20 protein-coding genes and 1 tRNA gene are annotated in these 22522 nt (G+C 66.6%); 8 read left to right on the forward strand and 13 right to left on the reverse strand.

The window, feature by feature from the left end; genetic code table 11:
• Positions 1-18: 18 nt before the first annotated feature.
• Positions 19-95, forward strand: a tRNA-Met gene (locus FHW94_RS21860).
• A 317-nt stretch (positions 96-412) separates the two neighbouring features.
• Positions 413-1141 (forward strand): hypothetical protein, encoded by a 729-nt coding sequence (locus tag FHW94_RS21865; protein WP_168557967.1) that lies wholly within the window; start codon positions 413-415, stop codon positions 1139-1141.
• A gap of 69 nt (positions 1142-1210) precedes the next feature.
• On the opposite strand, the gene gltX is transcribed toward FHW94_RS21865, so the two are convergent.
• The 5 genes from gltX to FHW94_RS21890 form a co-directional block, all read right to left on the reverse strand.
• On the reverse strand, positions 1211-2539 hold the full coding sequence (gene gltX, locus FHW94_RS21870) for a glutamate--tRNA ligase (RefSeq protein ID WP_168557968.1): 1329 nt from the start codon (positions 2537-2539) through the stop codon (positions 1211-1213).
• 44 nt (positions 2540-2583) lie between these two features.
• Positions 2584-3408, reverse strand: a complete 825-nt coding sequence (locus FHW94_RS21875) for an arylamine N-acetyltransferase (RefSeq protein WP_168557969.1) — start codon at positions 3406-3408, stop codon at positions 2584-2586.
• Positions 3409-3535: 127 nt separating this feature from the next.
• Complete coding sequence (locus FHW94_RS21880; RefSeq protein WP_246866345.1) at positions 3536-4627, reverse strand: alpha-hydroxy acid oxidase; 1092 nt, start codon at positions 4625-4627, stop codon at positions 3536-3538.
• Positions 4624-5304, reverse strand: coding sequence for a Fe2+-dependent dioxygenase (locus tag FHW94_RS21885; RefSeq protein WP_168557970.1), 681 nt, complete (start codon positions 5302-5304; stop codon positions 4624-4626). Before FHW94_RS21885 ends, FHW94_RS21880 begins: the two co-directional genes overlap by 4 nt.
• A gap of 10 nt (positions 5305-5314) precedes the next feature.
• Positions 5315-6064, reverse strand: coding sequence for an energy transducer TonB (locus FHW94_RS21890; protein ID WP_168557971.1), 750 nt, complete (start codon positions 6062-6064; stop codon positions 5315-5317).
• 404 nt (positions 6065-6468) lie between these two features.
• Between FHW94_RS21890 and FHW94_RS21895 the strand changes: the two genes are divergently transcribed.
• A complete protein-coding gene (locus tag FHW94_RS21895; RefSeq protein ID WP_349237584.1) occupies positions 6469-8868 on the forward strand; it encodes a TonB-dependent receptor in 2400 nt (799 codons plus the stop codon).
• Between the two features lie 81 nt (positions 8869-8949).
• On the opposite strand, the gene FHW94_RS21900 is transcribed toward FHW94_RS21895, so the two are convergent.
• From FHW94_RS21900 to FHW94_RS21915, 4 genes are read right to left on the reverse strand one after another with little or no spacing between them, the layout of a single operon-like run.
• Complete coding sequence (locus FHW94_RS21900; protein ID WP_246866346.1) at positions 8950-9906, reverse strand: FAD:protein FMN transferase; 957 nt, start codon at positions 9904-9906, stop codon at positions 8950-8952.
• A 23-nt stretch (positions 9907-9929) separates the two neighbouring features.
• Positions 9930-10949, reverse strand: coding sequence for a DUF4198 domain-containing protein (locus FHW94_RS21905; protein WP_168557972.1), 1020 nt, complete (start codon positions 10947-10949; stop codon positions 9930-9932).
• 13 nt (positions 10950-10962) lie between these two features.
• The gene (locus FHW94_RS21910) at positions 10963-11469 is read right to left on the reverse strand and encodes a DUF2271 domain-containing protein (RefSeq protein ID WP_168557973.1); all 507 of its coding nucleotides are present in this window, start codon (positions 11467-11469) and stop codon (positions 10963-10965) included.
• A gap of 22 nt (positions 11470-11491) precedes the next feature.
• Positions 11492-12166: a PepSY-associated TM helix domain-containing protein gene (locus tag FHW94_RS21915; protein ID WP_168558010.1), complete on the reverse strand. Its 675-nt coding sequence runs from the start codon at positions 12164-12166 to the stop codon at positions 11492-11494.
• 245 nt (positions 12167-12411) lie between these two features.
• Here FHW94_RS21915 and FHW94_RS21920 point away from each other — a divergent pair, with 245 nt between their 5' ends.
• Entirely contained in the window at positions 12412-14214 is a 1803-nt protein-coding gene (locus tag FHW94_RS21920) for a HAMP domain-containing methyl-accepting chemotaxis protein (RefSeq protein WP_168557974.1), read from the forward strand.
• Positions 14215-14232: 18 nt separating this feature from the next.
• Here FHW94_RS21920 and FHW94_RS21925 read toward each other — a convergent pair whose 3' ends face one another.
• Together FHW94_RS21925 and glpX are read right to left on the reverse strand one after the other, a co-directional pair.
• A complete protein-coding gene (locus tag FHW94_RS21925) occupies positions 14233-15891 on the reverse strand; it encodes a hypothetical protein (RefSeq protein WP_168557975.1) in 1659 nt (552 codons plus the stop codon).
• A 108-nt stretch (positions 15892-15999) separates the two neighbouring features.
• Positions 16000-16995 (reverse strand): class II fructose-bisphosphatase, encoded by a 996-nt coding sequence (glpX, locus tag FHW94_RS21930; RefSeq protein ID WP_349237585.1) that lies wholly within the window; start codon positions 16993-16995, stop codon positions 16000-16002.
• A 109-nt stretch (positions 16996-17104) separates the two neighbouring features.
• Between glpX and FHW94_RS21935 the strand changes: the two genes are divergently transcribed.
• Complete coding sequence (locus tag FHW94_RS21935) at positions 17105-17629, forward strand: hypothetical protein (RefSeq protein ID WP_168557976.1); 525 nt, start codon at positions 17105-17107, stop codon at positions 17627-17629.
• Positions 17630-17696: 67 nt separating this feature from the next.
• Here the strand turns inward: FHW94_RS21935 and FHW94_RS21940 are convergent, their stop codons facing one another.
• Positions 17697-19019: a homoserine dehydrogenase gene (locus tag FHW94_RS21940; RefSeq protein ID WP_168557977.1), complete on the reverse strand. Its 1323-nt coding sequence runs from the start codon at positions 19017-19019 to the stop codon at positions 17697-17699.
• 76 nt (positions 19020-19095) lie between these two features.
• Positions 19096-19896, reverse strand: a complete 801-nt coding sequence (locus tag FHW94_RS21945; protein ID WP_246866347.1) for a hypothetical protein — start codon at positions 19894-19896, stop codon at positions 19096-19098.
• A 419-nt stretch (positions 19897-20315) separates the two neighbouring features.
• Between FHW94_RS21945 and FHW94_RS21950 the strand changes: the two genes are divergently transcribed.
• The 3 genes from FHW94_RS21950 (at position 20316) to FHW94_RS21960 (ending at position 22494) form a co-directional block, all read left to right on the forward strand.
• Complete coding sequence (locus FHW94_RS21950; RefSeq protein WP_168557979.1) at positions 20316-20978, forward strand: energy transducer TonB; 663 nt, start codon at positions 20316-20318, stop codon at positions 20976-20978.
• Positions 20979-21074: 96 nt separating this feature from the next.
• Positions 21075-21836 (forward strand): MotA/TolQ/ExbB proton channel family protein, encoded by a 762-nt coding sequence (locus tag FHW94_RS21955; protein ID WP_168557980.1) that lies wholly within the window; start codon positions 21075-21077, stop codon positions 21834-21836.
• Positions 21837-21963: 127 nt separating this feature from the next.
• Positions 21964-22494: a biopolymer transporter ExbD gene (locus FHW94_RS21960; RefSeq protein WP_168557981.1), complete on the forward strand. Its 531-nt coding sequence runs from the start codon at positions 21964-21966 to the stop codon at positions 22492-22494.
• The last annotated feature ends 28 nt before the right edge of the window (positions 22495-22522 follow it).

Consider the following 22522-nt stretch of genomic DNA (forward strand, 5'->3'; position numbering starts at 1 on the left):
GGGCTTTGTTGCTAACATCGCGGGGTGGAGCAGCCCGGTAGCTCGTCAGGCTCATAACCTGAAGGTCGCAGGTTCAAATCCTGCCCCCGCAACCACTTACACACTCACAACATCTCAGCCGCCTCTCACAACGAGGCGGCTTTGCTGCGTCTGGCGCATGCACCCCGCAACATACCCGCTCGCCTGTGGAAGGTTTTTTGTGTCCGGAAAGGGTGAACTCATGATCTGGACCGCTTCGTGGCTCCCGTGTAGCAAACGGATGCTGATGGAAATTTCGCGTCATGCCGATGGAGGTTGATTGCTTGATGCGCAGAGGCGAGAGAAAGAATCGTCGCATCCATGCCCTCGCTTGAGCCCACTTTCCCGCTGCATGACAACGGATGACCAGAGGGATCATCGACGGGGGACCTGAATGCATATCGTCAAGTTGTTACCGCTTGCCCTGGCCGCCCTGCTGGCTTTGCCGGCGCAGGCACAGGAAGCACCTGCAGCCGTCGCGGCGTCGGCAGCATCGTCGTGCGAACTGCACGTCTTTCCCACCGAGAACTATATCGGCCTGAACACCGGTCTGCTCTCGGGCATGGGCTTGCTGGGTGCGGTTGCCGATGTTGAGGCGCACAAGAACCGCGTGGCGACGGTCAAGGATCTCATGGCGGGCTATCTCGGGCCGGATATTCAGGTCGAGGAACTCAAGCGCGTCGGTTTCGTCAAGGCGCTCGGCCTGAATGACAGCTATCGTGTCATCATCGAGCCGGCGACGCCTTCGGGTGATGACGCTAAGGCGCATCCTGAAATCAAGGCGATGGCCAAGGCGTTCAACGAAAAGCTCAAGACTGGCAAGCGCGTAACCGCGTCGACCAACCCGTGCTATGCCGAGCTGCTCTTATTCAGCATCTTCTACCACAAGGCGATGATGTATGGCAGCAACCTGTTCGTTGGCACGATGTTTCGCGATTTTACCGGGCGTGAAGCACCGCTGGTTTCATCAGGCGCCGTGAAGAACCCTCTCGAAGATTTCCCGCCCAAAACGCCGGACAAAGTCGATGCGGCCAAGGCGGAACTGCGCGAAGCCTTCTCCAAGGACTTTCTCGAATGGGTCAACAAGAAGCTGGCAAAGCCCGGGGCCGTCCCTGCCAAATAGGGGCGTGAGGCGCCGACTCGTTGACTCTTGGCCCTGCTGCTTCGGCTGCCGAAACGGCGGCAGCCGGAGTTAATCGCCCAAGCGGCGCACCGCCTCGTCCTGGGCGATCAGCGGCAGCAGGGTTTTCATGTCGGGCCCGTGGTCCATGCCGGTCAGCGCCTGGCGCAGCGGCAGGAACAGGGCCTTGCCCTTGCGGCCGGTGCTGTCCTTGAGTGCGCCGGTCAGGGCAGGCCAGGGATCGTTCGTCCAGTCGAGCGTCGCTGCCACTTCCGCGGCCTCTGCCAGGAAGGCGCGCGTGTCTTCATCGAATGCCGGGGCGGCGATCGGTCCCTGGATGACCCGCCACCAATCGGCCGCTTCGCCGATGTGGGCAAGGTTGGGGCGGATCGCTTCCCACGCCGCTTCACCCATGCCCTGCGGCAGCAGGGCGGCAACGCGCGCGTAGGGCAGGCGATGGACCACCCCGGCGTTGACGCGCTGAAGTTCGGCTTCATCGAAACGAGCCGGCGCGCGCCCGAAGTGGGCAAGGTTGAAACTGGCGGCCAGTTCCTGCGCGGTGAGTGCCGGGTCGACCGGATCGGACGTGCCCAGCCGCGCCAGGAGCGCGACAAGGGCCTCGGGCTCGATCCCCGCCTCGCGCAAGTCTGCCACGCCCAGCGAGCCCAGGCGCTTGGACAACTTGCCTTCGCTGCCGGTCAGCAGCGCTTCATGCGCGAAACGCGGCGGCGTGGCGCCCAGCGCCAGGAACATCTGCACCTGCGTGGCGGTGTTGGAGACGTGGTCTTCACCGCGCAGCACGTCCGTTACGCCCATCTCGATATCGTCGATCGCGCTGGGCAGCATGTAGAGCCACGAGCCATCGGCGCGGCGCACAACCGGATCGGACATCTGGCGCGGATCGAACTGCTGGGGCCCGCGAATGCCGTCATTCCAGGTGATCGGCGTGTCATGGTCGAGCAGGAAGCGCCAATGCGGCTTTTCACCGGCCGCGGCCCGGGCGGCGTGGTCGGCCTCGGTCAGTGCCAGGCCTGCGCGATCATAAATCGGCGGCAGACCGCGCCCGAGCAGGATCTTGCGCTTGAGATCGAGTTCCTGGGCGGTTTCATAGCAGCGATAGAGCCGGCCGGCGGCCACCAGGCGCTCGAACGCGGCTTCGTAGATCGCGAAACGGGCGGACTGGCGCTCCTCGCGTTCCGGGTGCAGGCCCAGCCACGCGAGATCCGCGCGGATCGCCTCGACGTATTCTTCCCGGCTGCGTTCGGCATCGGTATCGTCGATGCGCAGCAGGAAGCGCCCGCCATGCTTTTGCGCCAGCAGCCAGTTGTGCAGCGCGGTGCGGATATTGCCGACATGCAGGCGGCCGGTGGGCGAAGGCGCAAAGCGGGTAACCACAGTCATGGCCCGCGCTATAGCGCGATTGGCGGCCAAGGCCACCCGTGGCGTTAGCCGAACAGGCGCGGTGCGAGCTGGCCCACTTCGGTATCGCTCAGTTCGATGTGGAAGACATCGGCCAGCGTGCGTTGCCAGGCTGCCGGATTGGGCAGGTCCTCCACATGGCGCGTCTTGGCGGTCTGCACCGTCATCTGTCGGTCGAGCAGCGAGGCGAAGCCTTGGGGCTGGACGATCGAGACGATGCACGCTTGCGTGAAGCGCGATTCGGGGCGCGTGGCGACCCAGTGGTTGGACATCGCGAGATCGAGAGCGCCGACTTCGGTGGTGTCGAAGCTGTATTGCGCTTCCCACGTGGCGCCATCCAGGCTGCGTTCCACCTCCCATTCGCCGCGCAGCGAACCCGGCGCCCGCGCCCGGCGCAGGCGGTGGCGATAGCCATCGGCGGCGAGCGCGCTGGCGCCATCGACCAAGGGCATGGGCGGGACATAGGACGAGCCGAACCCGGCGTCACCCAGCCATTGCTCGCCGCCCAGCGTCACCAGGCTGAACGTATGGGTGCGCGGCGGCACCACGCCCGGCGCCACCCGCAGCCAGACGCGGGCCAGCAGTGGCCGATTGGGCATGCCCATGGTGGCCAGCATCGCGCCGAACAGGCGATTGTGTTCAAAGCAATAGCCGCCGCGCGCGCGATCGACCAACTTGCCGCGAATGTCCGCCGGCTCCAGGCCGATGCCGCGGCCGAGCATCACATCGAGGTTTTCAAAACCGATCGACTGGCGATGGGCGCGCTGCACCTGTTCAAGCCCCTGCGGGGTGGCAGCAGGCGAAGTGGCGAGGCCGATGCGGGTGAGATAGCTGGGCAGGTCGCAGATCATGCGGCGGGGCTTAGAGCATTTTCAAGGCAGGTGGAATCACCTGCCGACTCGGAAAATGCGGCAAATCAAAATGGTAGAGCGCCGGCTTTGACGCAGTCAAAGTCGATCGCGACCTACCGCCTCGCGCTCACAAGGCAACCACCAGGGCGGGGTCGATCTCGCCCACATGCGCGCAGCCGCATTGGGCCATGGCGAGCTCGAATTCGGTGCGAAGGATGTGCAGCATATGGGCGACGCCCGCCATCCCGCCCACGGCGAGGGCATGGAACTGCGGCCCACCGACCAGAACGGCCTGTGCGCCGAGCGCCATGGCCTTGAGTGCATCGGCGCCGCTGCGAATACCGCCATCCAGCAGCAATGGATAGCCCGGCCCCAGCGCGGCGCGGATAGAGGGGAGCATGGCCAGCGCCGGCACCACCCCATCGAGCACCCGGCCGGCGTGGTTCGACACGATGACGCCGTCGGCCCCGGCATCACGGGCGCGCAGGGCATCGTCGGGGTGGAGCAGCCCCTTCACCACCAGCGGCAGGGCGGTTTCGCGGCGCAGCCAGGCAAGCGTTTCCCAGGTGGGTGCCTGCCGGGCCAGGGGACTGCCAAACACCAGGTGCTGCCCTTGCGCGCCGGCATGATGCCGCTGCGGCGGGAAGCCGGCCAGATTGGCCGCGCCGACCCCGTCGGGCAGAACGAATTCGGCGCGCTTGATCGCGGCATCCACGGTGAAAACCAGCACGCCATAGCCGGCGGCTTCGGCCCGGCGCACCAGGGCCAGCGAATGGGCAGGATCGGGCTGCGCGTAGAGTTGGAACCACGCCGGCGGTGGCGCGGGGTGCTGCAATTGCCCGGCGGCATCGCGAAGTGCCTGCGCGATTGCTTCCAACGGAACGCTCGACAGCGTGCTTGCCACCAGCGCCGTATCCATCGCGGCGGCGGCCTGGGCCGTGGCGATTTCTCCCTGAACGTGGGCCAGGCGATGGTAGGCGACAGGCGCCAGCAGGATGGGGGCGGCGTGGATCTGGCCAAACAGGGTGGTGGCAGTGCCACCCTTGTCCAAGGCACGCAGCATGCGTGGCACCAAGCCCCAGCGGGCGAGCGCGGCGCGGTTGGCGGGTGTCGCGCCTTGCTGGATATGCGCCCAGGTGGCAGGCGCGAGCCGTGCCGCGGCGTGGCGCTCGTAATCGGCCAGCGTGGCGATATCGTCTGGCAAAGGTGCGGCGCTCAAGGTTGCGACCAGCGGCGCAGCAGGTTGTGATAGACCCCGGTCAACGCGGCGACCGAAGGATGATCGGGCCGGTCGGTGGCCAGGGCCTGGATCGCCTGATCCATTTCGAACAGGCTGCGCCGGTCGGTTTCCGAAGGGACAAGGCTCTGCGTCCAGAAGAACGCGGCGAGGCGGGTGCCACGGGTAACCGGGGTGACGTGATGGTGGCTGGTGCCGGGATAGAGCACCATGTCGCCAGCGGCGAGCTTGACGCGGTGGGCGCCGTAGCTGTCTTCCACCACCAGTTCGCCGCCCTCGTATTCGTCTGGGCCGGACAGGAACAGCGTGCTGGAAATGTCGGTGCGCACATAAGTGTCGGTGCCCGGCATGCGAAACAGCGCGTTGTCGATATGGCTGCCATACGTGCCGCCACCCTCATAGCGGTTGAAGCGCGGGGGTAGCACGCGCAGCGGCAGGGCGGCTGCGATGAACAGCGGTGTCTGGCCCAGCCGTTCGAGAATGCGCTGGCCGAGCGCTGCGGCTACCGGGCTGTCGAGCGGGAGTTGCAGGTTCGCCTTGGTCCGCACGGCCAGGTGGCCGGCGGTGGTGCGGCCGTCTTCCCATTCGGCCTCGGCCAGGGCGGCCCGGGCCTGCGCCAGATCGTCCGGCGTCAGCACGCCGGGAATGTGCAGCATCATGACGCGGCAATCAGCCCTGCAGCACGAAGGGAATCGAAACGAGGCCCTGAATCATCATCGCCTGGCCGTTCTGGCGCGTGGGTGTCCAGCGCCAGCGCCTGACGGCGGCGAGCGCGGCGCGATCGAGCCGGTCGAAGCCACTGGAGCGCGACAGGCCGATCTCAGCCACGCGGCCATCGATGCCCACCGTGACATTGAGCACGACAGTGCCTTGCTCGCGCGCGCGGCGCGAATCGATCGGATACCGGGGCGGCGCCGCATCGACCAGGTTGGCCGAAAGATCGCGTCCCGTGGCAACCGAGGGTGCTGCCGGGGCAGCCGCCGACGGCGCGGGCGAGGCTGCGGCGGGCGCCGCCGTTGCCACCGGTACGGCCACCGGGGCCGGGGCGGGCGCGGTGGCCACGGCAGGCGCCGGGACCGACAAAGCAATCGGCGGCGGCGGCACCACGATGGGGGAGGCCGGCCGCAGCGGGGATTGGGGATGCTGCGGCGCGGCCTGGGGGGGAGGCGGCGGCGGGGGCGTGAGATCAGCCGAGAGGCGCACGGCGGTGAGCACCTCGCGATGCGGTTTTGCCGCGATGATCCCCAGCGACAGGAAAGCGGCGAGCAGTCCGCCGACGGCGGCACCAGCTCCGATCAGGGCCAGGCCACGCGGCCGGGTGCTCGCCTGATAGCGCGACGGCTGCCAAGTCGCGACGCGCAAGGGCACCACTTCGCCACGCGGCCCGGTTTGGGCCGGGCGAGGCGCAAGGGATGGCATTGCGATCAAACTGGCCTGGCTGCTCACTATTCTGGCCCCCGTTGGCGGTTTCGCAGGTTATTGAGAGTCATTCGCATAGCCACTTCGCAATGCGAAGTCGAGCGAATAGATCGCAATAGCATTACATTTGTCGCGCTTCCTCACCGCATCAGCCGCCGGCAGATTGCCGTTGGCAGGGTGGTTGGCTCCATTTCGCCAACGCTTGACCGGCATCCGGCGCAGCTGCCTTGACCAGGCGCAAATTGGCGAATCATTATCAATAGCGTTGCGACTGATAGCAGTTCGCATTAAGGGCGGCCTATTCGTCTGGTGGAGAGGGAGCAGCGGGGCAGGCCAACAGGCCGCCCAAAACCTGCAACCCCCTTCGCCGTCGCACGCACATGACCTGCGCAAAGGATTGATGAGTGAGGGATTCTTCTGATCGCAACAGCGCTGCCGGCGCTGCCCGCTTCCTGGCCCTGGGCTGCATTGGCCTCATGGCCGGCACCGGCCCGGCCTTGGCGCAGGATGGCACGACCGCAGCCGAACAGCCGCGCGTGCTCGGTGGGGTAACGGTCACCGACACGGCCATCGTTGAAGGCAGCTACAAGACCGACAAGGCCGCCTCGCCCAAGTATACCGCGCCCCTGCTCGATACCCCGCGCTCGATCACCGTCATTCCCGCGCAAGTCCTGCAAGACAATGCCACCGCCAGCCTGGCCGATGCGCTGCGTTTCGTGCCCGGCATCACGCTGGGCGCGGGCGAGGGCGGCAATCCCCAGGGCGATCGCCCGTTCATCCGCGGCTCTGATGCGCAGAACAGCCTGTTTCTGGACGGCGTGCGCGACATCGGCGCGCAATCGCGCGATGTCTTTGCCATCGACCAGATCGAAGTGGTCAAGGGATCGGACAGCACGATGAACGGCCGCGGCAGCGTGGGCGGGGCGATCAACCTCGTGTCCAAGCAGCCGACCAGCGAACGCTTTGCCAATTTCTCTGCTGCCACCGGGACGGCCGAATATCGGCGCCTGACCGCCGATGTGAACCAGCCGATCGGCAACGTGGGCCTGCGCCTGGCTGCGATGTACCACGACCAGCACGTGGCCGGCCGCGATGCGGTGTGGCAGGATCGCTGGGGCGTGGCGCCGTCGGTGAAGTTCGGCCTGTCTGGCCCCACCAGCCTGACGCTGGATTACTATCACCTGGAAAGCCACGAACTGCCCGATTCGGGCATTCCCTATCTCTATACCACCGCCAATGCCCCGGCCGGCTATAGCGAGACCACCGTGGCCAGCACGCCGCGCACGGCGTTCTATGGCCTGGTCGACCGCGATTTCCGCCACACCCTGGTCAACACCGGCACCGCCCGGCTGGAGCACCGGTTCGACAACGGCCTGACCTTGCGCAACACCACGCGCTATGGCGTTTCCAGCCAGGGCTATGTGCTGACCCAGCCAGACGATAGCCAGGGCAACGTGCTCAACGGCAATGTCTGGCGCCGGGCCAACACGCGCTACAGCCGCACGACCGGATTCATCAACCAGACCGATTTCTTCGGCACGTTCACGCTTGGCGGGATCAAGAACAGCTTTGCCGTGACCGGTGAAGTGAGCCGCGAAACCGCCAATGTCGGCAGCTATGTCTCCAATGCGGCCACGGGCACGGCGATTGCCACGGGAACCACGGCAGTTGGCGGGCGCTGCGGCACGGCATCGATCGCGGCCTACAACTGCACCAGCCTGGCCAACCCCAATCCCTATGATCCTTGGGTTAGCTATACCGCCGATGGATCGGGCGTGACCACGCCGATCGTGCTTTCGGCCGAGAAGACCTGGACCAGGGCGCGCACCAATACCCAGGCCGTTTCGGTATTCGACACGGTCAGCTTTTCCGATGCGCTGCTGCTCAACCTGGGTCTGCGCTATGACCACTATGTCACCCGCGTCAGCCCCGGCCTGGCCGTCACCGCCGCCGATGAAAGCGGCCGGGCGTGGTACAGCCGGATCGACAACCTGTGGACCTGGCAAGCCGGCCTGACGTGGAAGCCTGCGCCCAACGGCAGCATCTATGCCTCTGCCTCCACCGCCGCCACGCCGCCGGGATCGTACCTGGCCAATGGCAGCGAAAGCAACGCGCTCAACACCACCAGCCAGGCGATCACGGATTCGCTCAAGGTGGAGCGCACGCGCAGCTATGAAGTGGGCACGAAGTGGAACCTGCTGGGCGAAGGGCTTTCGCTGACCCTGGCCGCATTCCAGACGGAAACCACCAACGCCCGCGCCACTGATGCCAACGGCACGGTCACGTTCGTCGGCAAGAAGCGGATCAAGGGGATCGAACTGTCCGCCAGCGGCAACATCACCGACCGCTGGAACGTGTTCGGCGGCTATACCTACATGGATTCGACCATTGTCGATGGCGGCTATTCGTCGGTCACGGCTGGCGGGGTAACCTATTACGTGGCCTCGCCCAGCACCGGCCAGCGTTTCCCCAACACGCCCGACCACAGCTTTACCGCGAACACCACCTACAAGGCCACCGATAGCCTGTCGCTCGGCGCCAACGCGCTGTACATGAGCAAGGTCTATGGCGGCTATGGCGCCGCGGTGAGCGGCGGCGTCGTGACCAAGACGCTCGCGCGCTATGTGCCTGGCTATTGGCGTTTTGATGCCAATGCCACGTTGCAGGTAACGCCGCGCTTCTCGCTGCAAGCCAACGTCAACAACCTGTTTGACAAGCGTTATTACGACAAGGCCTATAACTCGCACTTTGCCAGCCAGGCTGCAGGCCGTACCGCGATCCTCACGGCCAACGTCAAGCTCTGAACAGTCCGACACACACAATGGGCCGCCGGATACGCTCCGGCGGCCCATTTCATGTTCGATGTAATAGTTAACGTATCACGATTATTCGAGCATCGCGGTCAATGCGGGGCTGAGCCATTCCGCCCCATTCTCGTCGATCAAGCGCGCCGCCAATCCATGGTGCGCCGCCATCGCCTGCGCATCGGCTGGTGATCTGACGAGAAGCGCGCTGGCCCATGCGTCGGCCAGTCCGCCGCGCGCGTGGATCACGGTGGCTGCGAGCGATCCAGCACAAGGCTCGCCCGTGGCCGGATCGATGGTGTGGCCGCCCAGATAACGGCCCGAAGTGGCCATGCTCAATTGGTGCAGCGCCACGCGCAGCGGCGGCAGCGCCAGGCCGGGTGGGCTTTCCACGTCCACCCACCATGGGTCTCCATCCGGGCGAAGCCCACGCCCGGCGCATTCGCCGCCCACTTCGACCAGGGCATGGTTCAAGCCGGCCTGGGCCAGGAGATCGGCTACGGCATCGGCAGCGTGGCCTTTGGCCACGCCTGACAGATCGAGCCACAGGCCGCCTGGTTGGCGCAGCCAACCTTGTTGCAGGATCACGCGCTGCCAGCCCGAGGCGGCGCGTGCCCGTGCCAGTGCGGCGGCATCGGGCGGAAACGCGTGGCGGTTGGGGCCCAGGCTCCACGCGTCGGTCAGGCGGCCGATGGTGGGATCGAACGCACCGGCCGATGCACGGGCGACGCTGAGCGCTTGGGCCAGGACCGTGGCCAGATCGGGGGCAAGGCGGCACCAGGTGCCAGGCCTGGCGTGGTTGAAGCGCATCAGCAGGCTTTGACCGTCCCAATGGCTCAACGCCCGTTCCATGCCATCGAGCCGGGCCTGGATGCGGGCGTGCAATTGGGCCTGGGGCGGTGCACCTGCCGGAATGGCCAGGCGCGCATGCCATTGCGTGCCCATGGTCCTGCCCGAAAGGCTGGCCACGGGCGCATGAGGATCGAACCCGGCCAGATTGGCCGGGTCGATTGTGGGCGGCACGGCGATCCGTCGCAACAGGGGCGCCATGCCGGGCAAGGTCAGGGCGCCACCACTTCCAGCGTGGTGGTGTAGCTGGTGCGGCGGTGCGCGGCGCGCGGGTTGGCCGGGTGATCATCGGCAACACTGGCGTTGAGCCAGTAGAAGCCGGCAACCGGCCACTTGACCGTCACCACGCCATCGGTGCCTGTGGTCAGTTCCTGCGCCCCTTCGATATCGCGATAGCGCTTGCCACCGGGAACGACCGTCACCTTGAGCTTGGCGGCCGGCTGGCCGTCGATCAGGAAGCGGAACTTGCCGGGCTCGTCGGTCACCAGTTCGTCGGGATGGGTGACGGGCACCATTTCCAGGCCCTTGCCGGTGGGGGTAAAGGCCTGCGTGGTGGGCGTGCCGGCGGTAACGAACACGAAGTTGCGGTTGAGCGTCTCGGTCAGGCTCACGTCGGTGGCATTGGCCGGAATGTCGGCCACGTTGGCCACCATGTGATCGGGCGCGATCTGCACGCGCGGGCCACCTTCGCCGCCCGGACCGCCGGGACCACCAGGGCCACCAGGGCCGCCGGGGCCGCCGGGGCCGCCGGGGCCGCCAGGACCACCAGGACCACCGGGCATCATGCCGCCCGGACCACCAGGGCCGCGCGGGCCGGCAAAGTTACCCGGACCACCCGGACCACCAGGGCCCCCCGGCCGGCGCATGCCCACACCCCACAGTTCGCCGTTCACTTTGAACGTGCCGGAAAGATTGGCCATTTCAGTGCCGATCTTCCAGGTGCCGGGCTTGTCGATCGCCACGTCGAATACCGAGCGCGTGCGCAGGCGCGCGGCGTTTTCCACTTTGCCTTCGGTGCCATCGGGCGCCCAGACTTTCACCTGCTCAACCCCCAGGGGGAAATGATCGGGATAGAACAGGTCGTTGGAAACGGCCGCGTCCACGGTGACCGACTGGTTGGTATCGGCCAGGACGGTGATCGAGGGCAGCAGCCACATGCGGTGGGCCTGGGCGGGGCCGGCCAGGGCCAACGCCATCAGCGGCGCGGCCATCAGGAAAGTCTTGCGATTCATCGGCAAAGTCCTGTCAGCGAAGGGAAACGGAAACCTGGCCCAGTTCGGCATGGCCACTGGCGCCCGCCGGGGCAGGCTTGGCGGGGACGGAAAACGGCACTTGCACCAGTTCACGGCCGCCGGTTTCGCGCGCGGCTTCCACGAACAGGGTATAGGCGCCCGGCTTGAGCCCGGCTGGCAAGGGGATGCGATAGGCACCGGGCGCGCGGGTCTGCCCCGAAAGGCCATCAGCCGGCAGCGAGAGCGAGCGGCCACCCTTGCGCCACCAGCTGCGCAGATCGCCCAGCCACTTGGTGCCCGGTTCGCGGCCCACTTTCTTGATATCGTACCACACCCACAGCGTGCGCGCGGCGCCGCCGCCGGCGGGCTCGATCCAGCCGGCCACATAAGGGCGGTGGTATTCCGCCACTGCAAGGCGCGGCACGTTGACGGTGATCACGCCCGCGGGCGCGGCCGGCGCGGCGAAAGCGAGGTGCGGTGCGGCCAGCACACCGGTTGCCAATGCAAGGGACTTGCGCATGAACGATCGGTTCTTTCTTGCGTCAGTGGATGAAGAACAGGGCAATGCCGGCCGGTATCACCAGGCCCAGCGCCACCAGGGGCCAGGTGGCCGGGCGATGGCGGGCATGAAGCTGCAGCAGGATCAGCCCGGTCAGCGTGAAGACGACGCAGGCCAGCGCAAAGACATCGATGAACCAGAACCACACCGATCCGGTATTGCGGCCCTTGTGCAAGTCGTTGGCCCAGGAAATCCAGCCGCGGTCGGTCTTTTCCGAAGAGATCGCGCCGCTTTGCCGGTTGATGCTGACCCAGCGATCCGTGCCCGGGCCGGGCATGGCGACATAGACTTCGTCGTCAGACCATTCGCCGGCACGCCCCTTGGGGTCGATGCCCACGGCCCCGGCCACGGCGGCGGCCACGGCATCTGGCAGGGGGGCGTCGCTGGCGGCCGGGGCGGGTTGGATCTGGCGCAGCAGCGGGCCGGGCAGGGTGGCATTGCGATCGACCACCACGGGCTGCGCGTTGATCTGCGCCGCGTGATTGAGCGTGATCCCCGTGATCGCGAACAACATCATGCCGACCAGCGCAATCGCCGCGCTGATCCAGTGCCAGGTGTGGAGCTGCTTGAGCCAGAACTGCCTGGCCTTGCGCGCTTTCTTGGCATCCGCGCGCGCGGGGGGCCGAGCGGGAGCCCGGGCGGGGGCTTGCGCGGGCACGCTGGCCGGCGCGGCGGCCTGGCTGTGGGGGCGGTCGATCTGGTCAAGCGTGCTCAAGGGGGTGTCCGTCCGAGGCGGTCTGTTAGGTCGCTCCTAACCTAATGCGAGTCATTTGCAAGTTTGCCATTGTATCAAGTCTGTTACGGATTCGTGCGGCTCCGCATTTGCCCGCAGGCCGGGCTGCCCGCCCATTAAGCATCCCAACGCTAGGGAATGTGTGAAAATCCGCCACCGGAGTGATCTCGATGCTGAGCGTGCAAACCCGGCAAGCGACACGGCTTGTCATCGGCCTGGTCGTCCTTGCCATCGCGCTTGCCGCGTTCGTGGTCGGGCAAATCCGCTTTGGCGGGCCGATGCACCACGAAAGCCTGCTGCAGGACGAACTGCTGGCCGATATTCTGCCACCGCCCTGCTTTGTGGTGGAGCCTTACCTGCACACCACGCTTATGCTCACCGATCCCGGCCATGTCGAGCCTGGGATCAAAGCCCTGCAGGAGGAAGAAGCCCAGTTCAAACAGCGTCTGGCCTATTGGCAGGCTGCGCCCGTGCCCGATGACATGCGCGGCGCCGTAAACGCCACGCTGGATGCCGAAGTGCAATTCTGGAAGACGGTGGACGAACAGTTCGTGCCGGCCGTTCGGCGCGGTGACAGCGCCGCGATGCGCGCGGTTCACGATGGCCCCCTGACCCAGGCCTATGGCCTCCAGCACGATCGCGTGAATGCGCTGGTCGACTTGTCCAACGCCGAGCGGGGGCGCCTTCTGGATGAAGGATACCGGCGGGTGCTGGGTTCGCTGGCGCTGGCCGGGCTGTTGGCGCTGGCCGTGCTGGCAGTGATTGTCTGGGCCGGGATCCAGTTGCGCCGCCGGGTGATCGCGCCGCTGGTGGGCACGGCGGCCGGCATTCAGGAAATGGCCAAGGGGGATTACGATTACCCCATCGATGGCAATACCCGGCCTGACGAAATCGGCGAAATCGTGCGCGCGCTGGACGTGTTCCGCGGTGCGGCCAAGCGCAGCCAGGCCGGCCGGCGCGATCAGGAACTGGTGGTCAGGGCCTTGACCCAAGGGCTCGACGTGATGGCCGCACGCAATCTGGAAGTGCGCCTGGAAGACCCGTTCCCCGGCGACCTCGATACTTTGCGCAACAATTACAACACGGCCGTCGGCGCCATGGCCGAGGCGCTGCGCGCGGTGCGTGTGGGTGCCAACAAGGTGTCGCGCGCGATTGCCGAGATCCGCGCCGCGTCCGAAGACCTGGCCCAGCGCAACGAGCAGCAGGCTGCCAGCCTGGCCACCACGGCGCATTCGCTCGATACCGTGACCAGCAGCGTGGGCGAAACGGCCGAGCGCGCCGCCAACGTGCAAAGCGCGGTGGGCGCCGCGCAGCGCGAGGCCGAGGCCGGCGGAGACGTGGTGACCCGCGCGGTGGCGGCCATGGCCGGGATCGAAGCTTCGTCCGAGAAGATCGGCCAGATCATCAGCGTAATCGACGGGATCGCGTTCCAGACCAACCTGCTCGCGCTCAACGCCGGGGTGGAAGCGGCGCGTGCCGGGGACGCCGGCAAGGGCTTTGCCGTCGTGGCCAGCGAAGTGCGCGCCCTGGCCCAGCGCAGCGCCGACGCCGCGCGCGACATCAAGGAACTGATCGGCGAAAGCACCGCGCAAGTAAGCCAGGGTGTGACGCTGGTGGGCGAAACCGGCGAGCGGCTGGGTGACATCGTGGCCCGCGTGGGCGAGATCGGCGGCCTGGTTTCAGGCATTGCCGAAGCGGCGATTTCCCAGGCGGACAAGCTGCGCGAAGTGAATCGCGCGGTCAGCGACATGGACCGCATGACGCAGCAGAACGCGGCCATGGTCGAACAATCGTCTGCCGCCACGCGCAGCCTCGCGACAGAGGCCGAGGCTTTGGCCCAGCTCGTCGGCACGTTCCAGACCCGCGACGTGGCCAACCGCCCGGCCCACGTCGCCAAGGCGGGAGACCTGCGCCGCGATTCAATGTTGGAACAAGCCCGCACCGGCCCCCGCCTGGCTCTGGCGGCGGGCTGACCGGGGCCGCCTGTCCTGCTATTTCGCCGCTGCGCCGGCCTTGGCGCGCTGGGCAAGTGCTTCGGGTGAGGGGATCACCTGGCCCAGCTCGGCAATGACCGGATCGGGATCGATCAGCAGCGCTTCTGTCGTGTGGCCATCGCCCTTGCTGCCCAGCCGCACCCAGGCAATCGACGGCTTCTGGCCGTTGATGAAGATATTGAACATCTTGCCCTGCGCCTTGGCCGTGAGCGCGGCATGCAGCAGCAAGGCATCGGGCTGGGTCAGGGGCGCGCCGTCGTTGAAATAGGCCACCAGGCCATTGGGCCTCGGCTGCTTGGGCACGATTGCCATTTTCGATTTCTGGGTGTTCCACACCTGCTTGCTCTGCGCCTCGAACGCACTGACCGAGGCATAGGGCAGGATGTAGGAAAACAGCGTGCGGTTGTTCTTGTCGCGCTCGGCCAGGGCGGCCAGCATCCGTTCGCGCCGGCGGTTTTCGCGCTGCAGCCGGGTTTCGGCCAGCATGCCGATCTGTTCCTCGGGCTTGCTGCCGGGCAGCAGCAGCGCGGCCACGCCTTCGAGCGCGCCTGCCGAGGGGGCGGTCCATTCGCTGCGCGCGGTGAACACGCGCCGCGCTTCGGGCACCTTGCCGGCGTGGAACGCGGCCACGACGCCGTAAAGGTCCAGCAATTCGATCACGTTGCTGGCGTCGGCCTCGGCCTTGCCTTCGGCGCGGCGCGCTTCCAGGTTCTGGCGCGCTTGCTCGGCCCGCTTGGCCGCCAGCTCCCACTGGCCGGCCAGGGCCAGCGTGAGGGCGCTCCCGGCATAGACGGCGGATTCGCGCGTGTCGGCCAGTTGCGACTCAAAATCGGCCAACAGCGTCTCGCGCCGCGCTGCCGCCTCGGCAAAGCGGCCGGCATCCTCCAGGCGAATCGCGGCGCGCAGCAGGCTCAAGGTATCGAGCAGCGCGGCCTGGTCGTAGAACCGCAGCTCGTCAGCCGTCAGCGCCATGCCCGCCACGAAATAGGGCTGCGCGGTAACTTTGGGATACCACGACCACGGCATCTTCAATGCGCCGCGAATCCGCACGGCGGTCGATCCCTCGGGGTCGCCCAGTCGCAGCCGTGCCTCGCTTTCCAACAGGTCGAACGACAGGCCCATCGACCGGTCGAAATAGGGATTGCCGACCAGGTTGGCGGCCTGCGCCTCGGCCCGGGCCTTGCCCACGTCGGCCACGGCGCCGCCGAAATCCCTGGCTTCGATCCGGTGCGCCGCGCGCGCCAGGATCAGGGGCAGGCGGCGGATCACGTTGTGTTCGCCCTTCTGCGGATCGTCGATCAGCTGGCTGCAGGCCTCCACCCCCTTGGCGCCGAACTGGCGCTTGGCCGGATCGGCCATCTCGCGCGCGGGGGCCAGCAGGCCCAGCAGCGTGACGGCGCCCACCAGCCGGGCAAAGCTTTCGCCACCGGTCAGGTTGTTGGGATTGCCGTCGCAACGCAGGTACCAAGAGCCGTTCTTGCGGAAATCCTCCAGCTCGGCCGCTTTTGCTGCAGCCTCTGCATTGCGTTGCTGTTCCTTGGTCAGCCGCGCAGGCGGTGCCGTCACCGGCGCGGGCGGCGCGGCATCGGCGGCCTGCGCCACGGCGCCATGCAAAATGGCCAGGGCAGCGGCCCCGGCCAGGATGGATCGGTTCATTGTTTCTTGCCCCCTGCTGCGTTCGTCAACGCTGCCCAGCAAACGGCATTTTGCAATGTTTCGCAATATGCCGCCTGCGTGCGATCGTGGGCAAGGCAAGCGCCAGGCTCAGCGCGGTCGGCGGTGTTCGCCTTTCACCCAGCGGACCGTGCCCGAAGACGCGCGCATCACCACGCTGTCGGTGGTCATCACCCCGTTCTTGCGGATCTTGACGCCATCGAGCAGCGAGCCGTCGGTCACCCCGGTGGCGGCAAAGATGCAATCGCCCTTGGCCAATTCGTGCAGATCGTAGATCTTGCCAAGATCGGTGATGCCCCACTTGCGCGCGCGGGCGCGTTCGTCCTCGTTGCGGAACAGCAGGCGTCCCTGGAACTGCCCGCCCACGCAGCGCAGCGCGGCGGCGGCCAGCACGCCTTCGGGTGCGCCGCCCGTGCCCATGTAGAGGTCGATGCCGGTGTCCTCGTTGGTCACCGCGATCACACCGGCCACGTCGCCATCGGGGATCAGGCGAATGCCGCAGCCCAGGCTGCGCAGTTCGCCGATGATGCCTTCATGCCGCGCGCGGTCGAGCACGCAGACCACGATATCGCCCGGCTCCACGCCCTTGGCGGCGGCCACGGCCTTGACGTTGTCGGTGACCGACCGGTTGAGATCGATCACCCCGGCGGGGTAGCCGGGGCCAATCGCCAGCTTTTCCATGTAGACGTCGGGCGCGTTGAGCAGGCCGCCTTCTTCGGCCACGGCCAGCACGGCCAGGGCATTGGGGCCGGCCTTTGCCGTGATCGTGGTGCCTTCCAGCGGATCGAGCGCGATGTCGATGCGCGGTCCGGTGCCGGGGGCAGAGCCAACCTTCTCGCCGATATAGAGCATGGGCGCCTCGTCGCGCTCGCCCTCGCCGATCACCACGGTGCCATCCATGTAAAGTTCGTTGAAGGCCGCGCGCATGGCCTCTACAGCGGCAGCGTCGGCTGCCTTTTCGTCGCCGCGGCCGATCAGGCGTGAAGCACCGATCGCCGCAGCTTCGGTGACACGTACCATTTCGAGCACGAGAACACGGTCGAGAACTTGGGAAGCTGCGGGCTTCTCGGGAGATTGGGCGGTCACGGTGCCTCCTGTGGGTGGACAAACAGCGCGGTCGACGCCTGTGCAGACGTATGCACGCTATGTCTGGGCAGCCCCTAGACGGGAGGTTACCGTGTTGTCGAGAGTGCCCTTGCCGATTGTTGCCATGGCTCTGGCCGGCTGGCTTGCCCTGGGCCAGGCGCCCGCTGTTCGCGCCCAGGATGCCACGAGTGCCTCGGCTGCTGCGCCTGCCACCGATGCTTCCGCCGATCCGGCCCCGGCCGTCAAGGTGCCGCAGGTGGCCGGCCCGGGCCTGCCCACGTTGAGCGACACCGACGGCAATATCGCCCAGCGCATCATCACCGGCAGCCAGGCGACGCGCTGCCGCCCCGGCCGCAGCGCCGATGGCGCGATCGTGGTGTGCCGGGATGCCGAATCGCGCGAGAAGGAGCGCCTGCCCCTGCGCGACCAGACCGACACCGCCCAATCCACCAACGACGGCCTGCCCCGCGCGCCCAATGTCTTTGGACTGGCACCGTGCAAGGGCAATGGCGCCTGCGTGGGTTTTGGCAGCGTGCCGCCACCGATGTATTACTTCGATATCACCGCGCTGCCCGAGCCGCCCGCCGGATCGGATGCGGACCGCATCGCCAAGGGCGAGATCCGGGCGCCTTGAACTGCAAAAAGGCCGGGAAAGGGTGTCCTTTCCCGGCCTTTTTGCATTGGCGATCAGGTGCTTTGCCTCATTCTTCCAGGATCGGCAGCACCACCGGCGCCTCTGCCAGGCAGGGCGAGCCGTCGAGCAGGCGCAGCGCATGGTCGATCGCGCTTTCCGGTCCGTCGTGGGTCACCATGTGCACCAGGACGGTATCGGCATCGCCGGCCACCGGGCCGGGCGTGCCCTTCTGGATCAGGCTTTCGATCGAAACCCCGGCATCGCGCATCGCCGCGGTGATTTCCGCCAGGGCGCCGGGGCGATCGGCCACGTTGAAGCGGATATAGGCGCTGCCGATGCGCTGGCCGGTCTGCGCGGGCGGCATTTCGCGCAGTTCGGCAACCGGCATGGAGAAGGGCGCACCGATGTCGCCGCGGGCGATGTCGATCAGATCGGCCACCACGGCGCTGGCGGTGGGGCCATCGCCCGCGCCGGCGCCCTGGAACAGCAGGCGCCCCACGAAATTGCCTTCGGCAACCACGGCGTTGGTGGCCCCGTCCACGTGGGCCAGCGGATGATCGCGGTGGACCAGGTGGGGTTGTACGCGCTGCACCAGGCGGCGCTGGCCGGCGGCGTCCAGCTCGGTATCGGCCATGCCGATCAGGCGGATGTAATAGCCCAGCACATCGGCCTGGGCGATATCGGCGGCCACGATGCGGCGGATGCCGGTGGTGGTCACGCTCTTGAAATCCACCTTGGTGCCGAATGCCACGCTGGACAGGATTGCCAGCTTGTGAGCGGCATCGATGCCATCGATGTCGAACGTGGGGTCCGCTTCGGCATAGCCCTTGGCCTGGGCCTCGGCCAGCACGTCGGCAAAGTCGCGGCCGGTGTCTTCCATGGTGGAAAGGATGTAGTTGCAGGTGCCGTTCAGGATGCCATAGACGCGGTTGATCTCGTTGGCGGCAACCCCTTCCTTCAGGCTCTTGATCACCGGGATGCCACCGGCGACCGCCGCTTCGAACTTGAGCGCGGCGTCGGCCTTTTCGGCCAGCGCGGCCAGTTCCAGGCCGTGGTGGGCGATCATCGCCTTGTTGGCGGTGACCAGGTCCTTGCCCGCGGCCAGCGTGTTGCGCGCCAGGGTCAGCGCCGGGCCGTCAGACCCGCCGACCAGTTCCACCACCACGTCCACGTCGGGCCGCGCGGCCATCGCGGTCATGTCGTCTTCCCACGCATAGCGCGACAGGTCGACGCCGCGATCCTTGCTGCGATCGCGCGCGGCCACGGCCACGATCTCGATCCGCCGCTCGGCCCGGCGGGCAATGAGATCGGCGTTGGTTTCGATCAGCCGGATCACGCCACCGCCAACGGTGCCGAGCCCGGCGAGCGCGATGCGCAAGGGTTCGCTCATGGTTTTCCCACTCTCGTCAAGTCTGGGGGTGCCCTAGGCGAGCGCCGCCCAAAAGGCCAGTATCAGTGCGTGGGCATCAGTGCGCGGGCCGGTTGCGCGTGCATGGTCCCAGTTCACGCACCACCTGGGCATAATCCTCGCTGGCGATCTGTCGATCATCGGCCGTGCCGCCGATCACGCTGCGCGGCGGCAGGGCCGGGGGCAGCGAGCAGGCCAGGCGATACCAGGCCAGGGTTTCAGGCTGGGGCGGCTTGGCCGATTGATCGACGATCTCGGAAAAGCTCACCCCCCAGACGGTGGGCTGGCCGGGGCGGCGCAGGATCGAAAGCGACGCGGGCTTGCCGTCGGGCGTGGTCAGGAAGACCTGGGTTTCCCCCTCCCCGGCCAGATTGCCGGGAACGTGCATGGTTTCGCGCACGCCGGTGATCAGCGGCGGCTGGTCCCGGTTGACCAGTTCGGTCAGGATCGGGCGCAGGCGCGCTTCGAGTTCGGGCGTCCACGCCAGCATGGCATCGGGCGCCACGAGCTTGAATTCGCCCGGTCGGCCATCCACCGTCTCGCCCAGCAACAGCACCGGCAGCTTGCGCAGCTTGGGCACCTTGCCGCGCGCATCGAGCGGAACGTCGGCCAGGAAGCGCAGCGTCTCGCCAATGTCCGAGCCCACCAGCAGGGCGGTGGTGCGCGCCTCGATATAGAGCCGGACCTTGCCCGGGGCGACGTCGGTGGCGATGCCGGGCTTGATCGTGGATTGGACGGTGATTTCCGCCTTGGCCACCACGCGGGCGGGCATCGCCAGATCGACCAGATCGGCATAGCTGAGCGCCGGCCCGTCGATCGGGCGAATCATTGCCGGGGGTGTCTGGGCCTGCAAGGGCATCGAAATGCTTGCAAACAGCAGCGAGCCAGCGACAAATTTTCGCACTGGATGCGCGGATTTGGGCATATTCCTCCTTCCGTGCGGCGCTGCGCCGCAAAATTGCTAAGATTTCCTTGCGATTGCGGGACGCATGGCTGAATCATGGCTTAACCGATAAAGCATTTGCGCCCTTATGGGTTCGGCGTTAAAGCTCCCGGTCGTTCGGGCAAAGAAAAAACCAAGTCCGAACCATGCCGCCGCCGGGCCCTCTGCGTCCGATGTCGGCGGTCCGGGTTGTTCGGCAGGGTGGAATGAAATCGCTGGATTGTCTCGTCGGCCGGAACGGTGATTCCGGGCGTCGGTCCTTTCTGGGCGCGATGGGCGTTGTCTTTGGGCGATGTATCGGGCCTGGCCGGGACGTTCAGGAGTAATGGAGCTGAATGGCATACGCTGACCAACAGATGAGCGGTAACAAGATCACCGCGCTCATCATCGTTGCTGTTCTTCATGTCGTCGTGGGGTATGCGCTGGTCACCGGCCTTGCCTACTCGGCGTTCAAGAAGATCAAGGACGTGACCACCGCGGTCAAGATCGAAGAGGAAAAGCCGAAGGAGCCGCCGCCGCCGCCCCCGAAGCAGCCTGATCAGCCGCCGCCGCCGATCGTTGCGCCGCCGCCGCCGATCAACCTGAATCTGGCCCCGCCGCCGATTCAGGCTGTGACGACGCCGCCGCCGGTCGCCCCGCCGCCGGCTCCGGTCGTGCTGCCTCCGGCGCCCGCTGCGCCGCCCCCTCCCCCGCCTCCGCCGCCGCCGGTTCCCGGTACGCCGCGTGGGAACCCGGGTGATTGGGTGACGCCGAACGACTACCCCTCGCGTGCACTGCGTGAAGGTGCCACCGGCACGACCGGCTTCCGTCTGGAATATGACGCAGGCGGTAAGCCGACGAACTGCACGGTCACGCGCTCTTCGGGTAACCAGGAACTTGACGCCGCAACCTGTCAGAATCTGATGCGTCGCGCCCGTTTCAAGCCCGGCACCCAAAATGGGCAGCCAGTCGGCAGCGTGTACTCCAGTTCGGTGCGCTGGCAGATCCCGAAGGATTGATGCTCGACATCGATCCTGGGGATCAGCCCCGGGTTCGGCCAACGTCCCTGCGCAGCTTTTTGCACTTGCTATCGAATTCTTGAGAGGAAGACCCGAATGTTTATCCAGACGCTTGCCGCTGCTGCGGCCAATGCCGCGCCGCAGAACAAGTTCGGCTTCGTTGAAGCCCTGCAGGCCGGCGGTTTCATTTCGTACGCCACGGTGACCATCCTGGGCATCATGTCGTTCGGCTCGTTCTTCATCCTGTTCACCAAGTACTTCGAACAAGCGAAGATCCTGGGCCAGTACAAGGCTCTCGCCAACTTCTGGCGCGCGCCTTCGCTGCGTGAAGGCGCTGCCAAGCTGGACAAGAACAGCGCATGGCGCCAGCTCGTCGACGACGGCATCGCCGCCGAAGACCAGCACGCCAAGATGACCGACTCGCTCGAAGCCCATGACTGGCTGCACGGCTCGCTCGCTCGCTCGGAAGCTTCGATCAACGCGCGTCTCGCCGGTGGTCTGCCCTTCCTCGCCACCGTGGGCGCCACCGCGCCGTTCATCGGTCTGTTCGGTACCGTGGTCGGCATCTACCGCGCGCTGATCGCCATCGGTCTGGCCGGTTCGGCCTCGATCGACAAGGTGGCCGGCCCCGTCGGTGAAGCTCTGATCATGACCGCGCTGGGTCTGCTCGTCGCCGTGCCGGCCGTGCTTGCCTACAACTGGCTGCAGTCGCGCAACAAGAAGATCGCCGAGCTGCTCCAGGGCTTCTCGACCGACGTTCTGGCCAACATCACCTCGAAGGGCGCTGTGAAGCCTGCCGTGGGTCCGGCTCCGGCCGCCAAGCCGGTTGCTCCGGCTGCTGCTCCGGTCAAGAAGTAAGCTGTCACCCCAAGACCGGTGGCAACCGCTACCGGTCTTGTCCGCAGAACGCGGGTCATGGCCAGGGCGGCCTTACCAGCCCACACCCTGGCCCCTCCCGCGGCTTCAATCGGATAGGATGTAACCAATGGCAATGTCTGTAGGCGGCGCTGGCGGAGAAGAACGCCCGATGTCGGACATCAACACCACGCCGCTCGTGGACGTGATGCTGGTGCTGCTGATCATCTTCCTCATCGCGGTTCCGGTCGCGATCCAGACCGTCGAGAAGCTCAAGGTTCCCGTACTTCCCTCGGAAGAAACGCAGGACAAGGTTGAAAACCTGCTTCTCGCCGTTGTCTCGACCGACGCGAACGGCCGCAGCCCGCGCGAACCGGGCTATCAAGGCTCGACCCGCAACGGTGAATGCCGCGTCTATTTCAACAACGTGACTCCGGTGGACAACACCGAGCTGTACAAGCAGGCTTTCGAGCGCCTCGATGCGATCGTGAAGCGTGAAGGCGGCGCGGCCAACATGGACCCGGAAAAGATCCCCGAAGTGCACATCCGTGGCGACGTCAATGTTCCGTGGAAGTGCATCGCTGGTGCGATCTACAACGTGCAGGCTGCGGGCTATCCCAAGGTCGGCTTCATCTCCACCCCGGTCGATCCCAACGGCTAAGGCCTGACGGAGACCGCCCGGGGCGCGC

Origin of the sequence: Novosphingobium sp. SG720 (assembly GCF_012275365.1) — a bacterium.
In the GTDB taxonomy this organism is placed as follows: Bacteria; Pseudomonadota; Alphaproteobacteria; order Sphingomonadales; family Sphingomonadaceae; genus Novosphingobium; species Novosphingobium rhizosphaerae.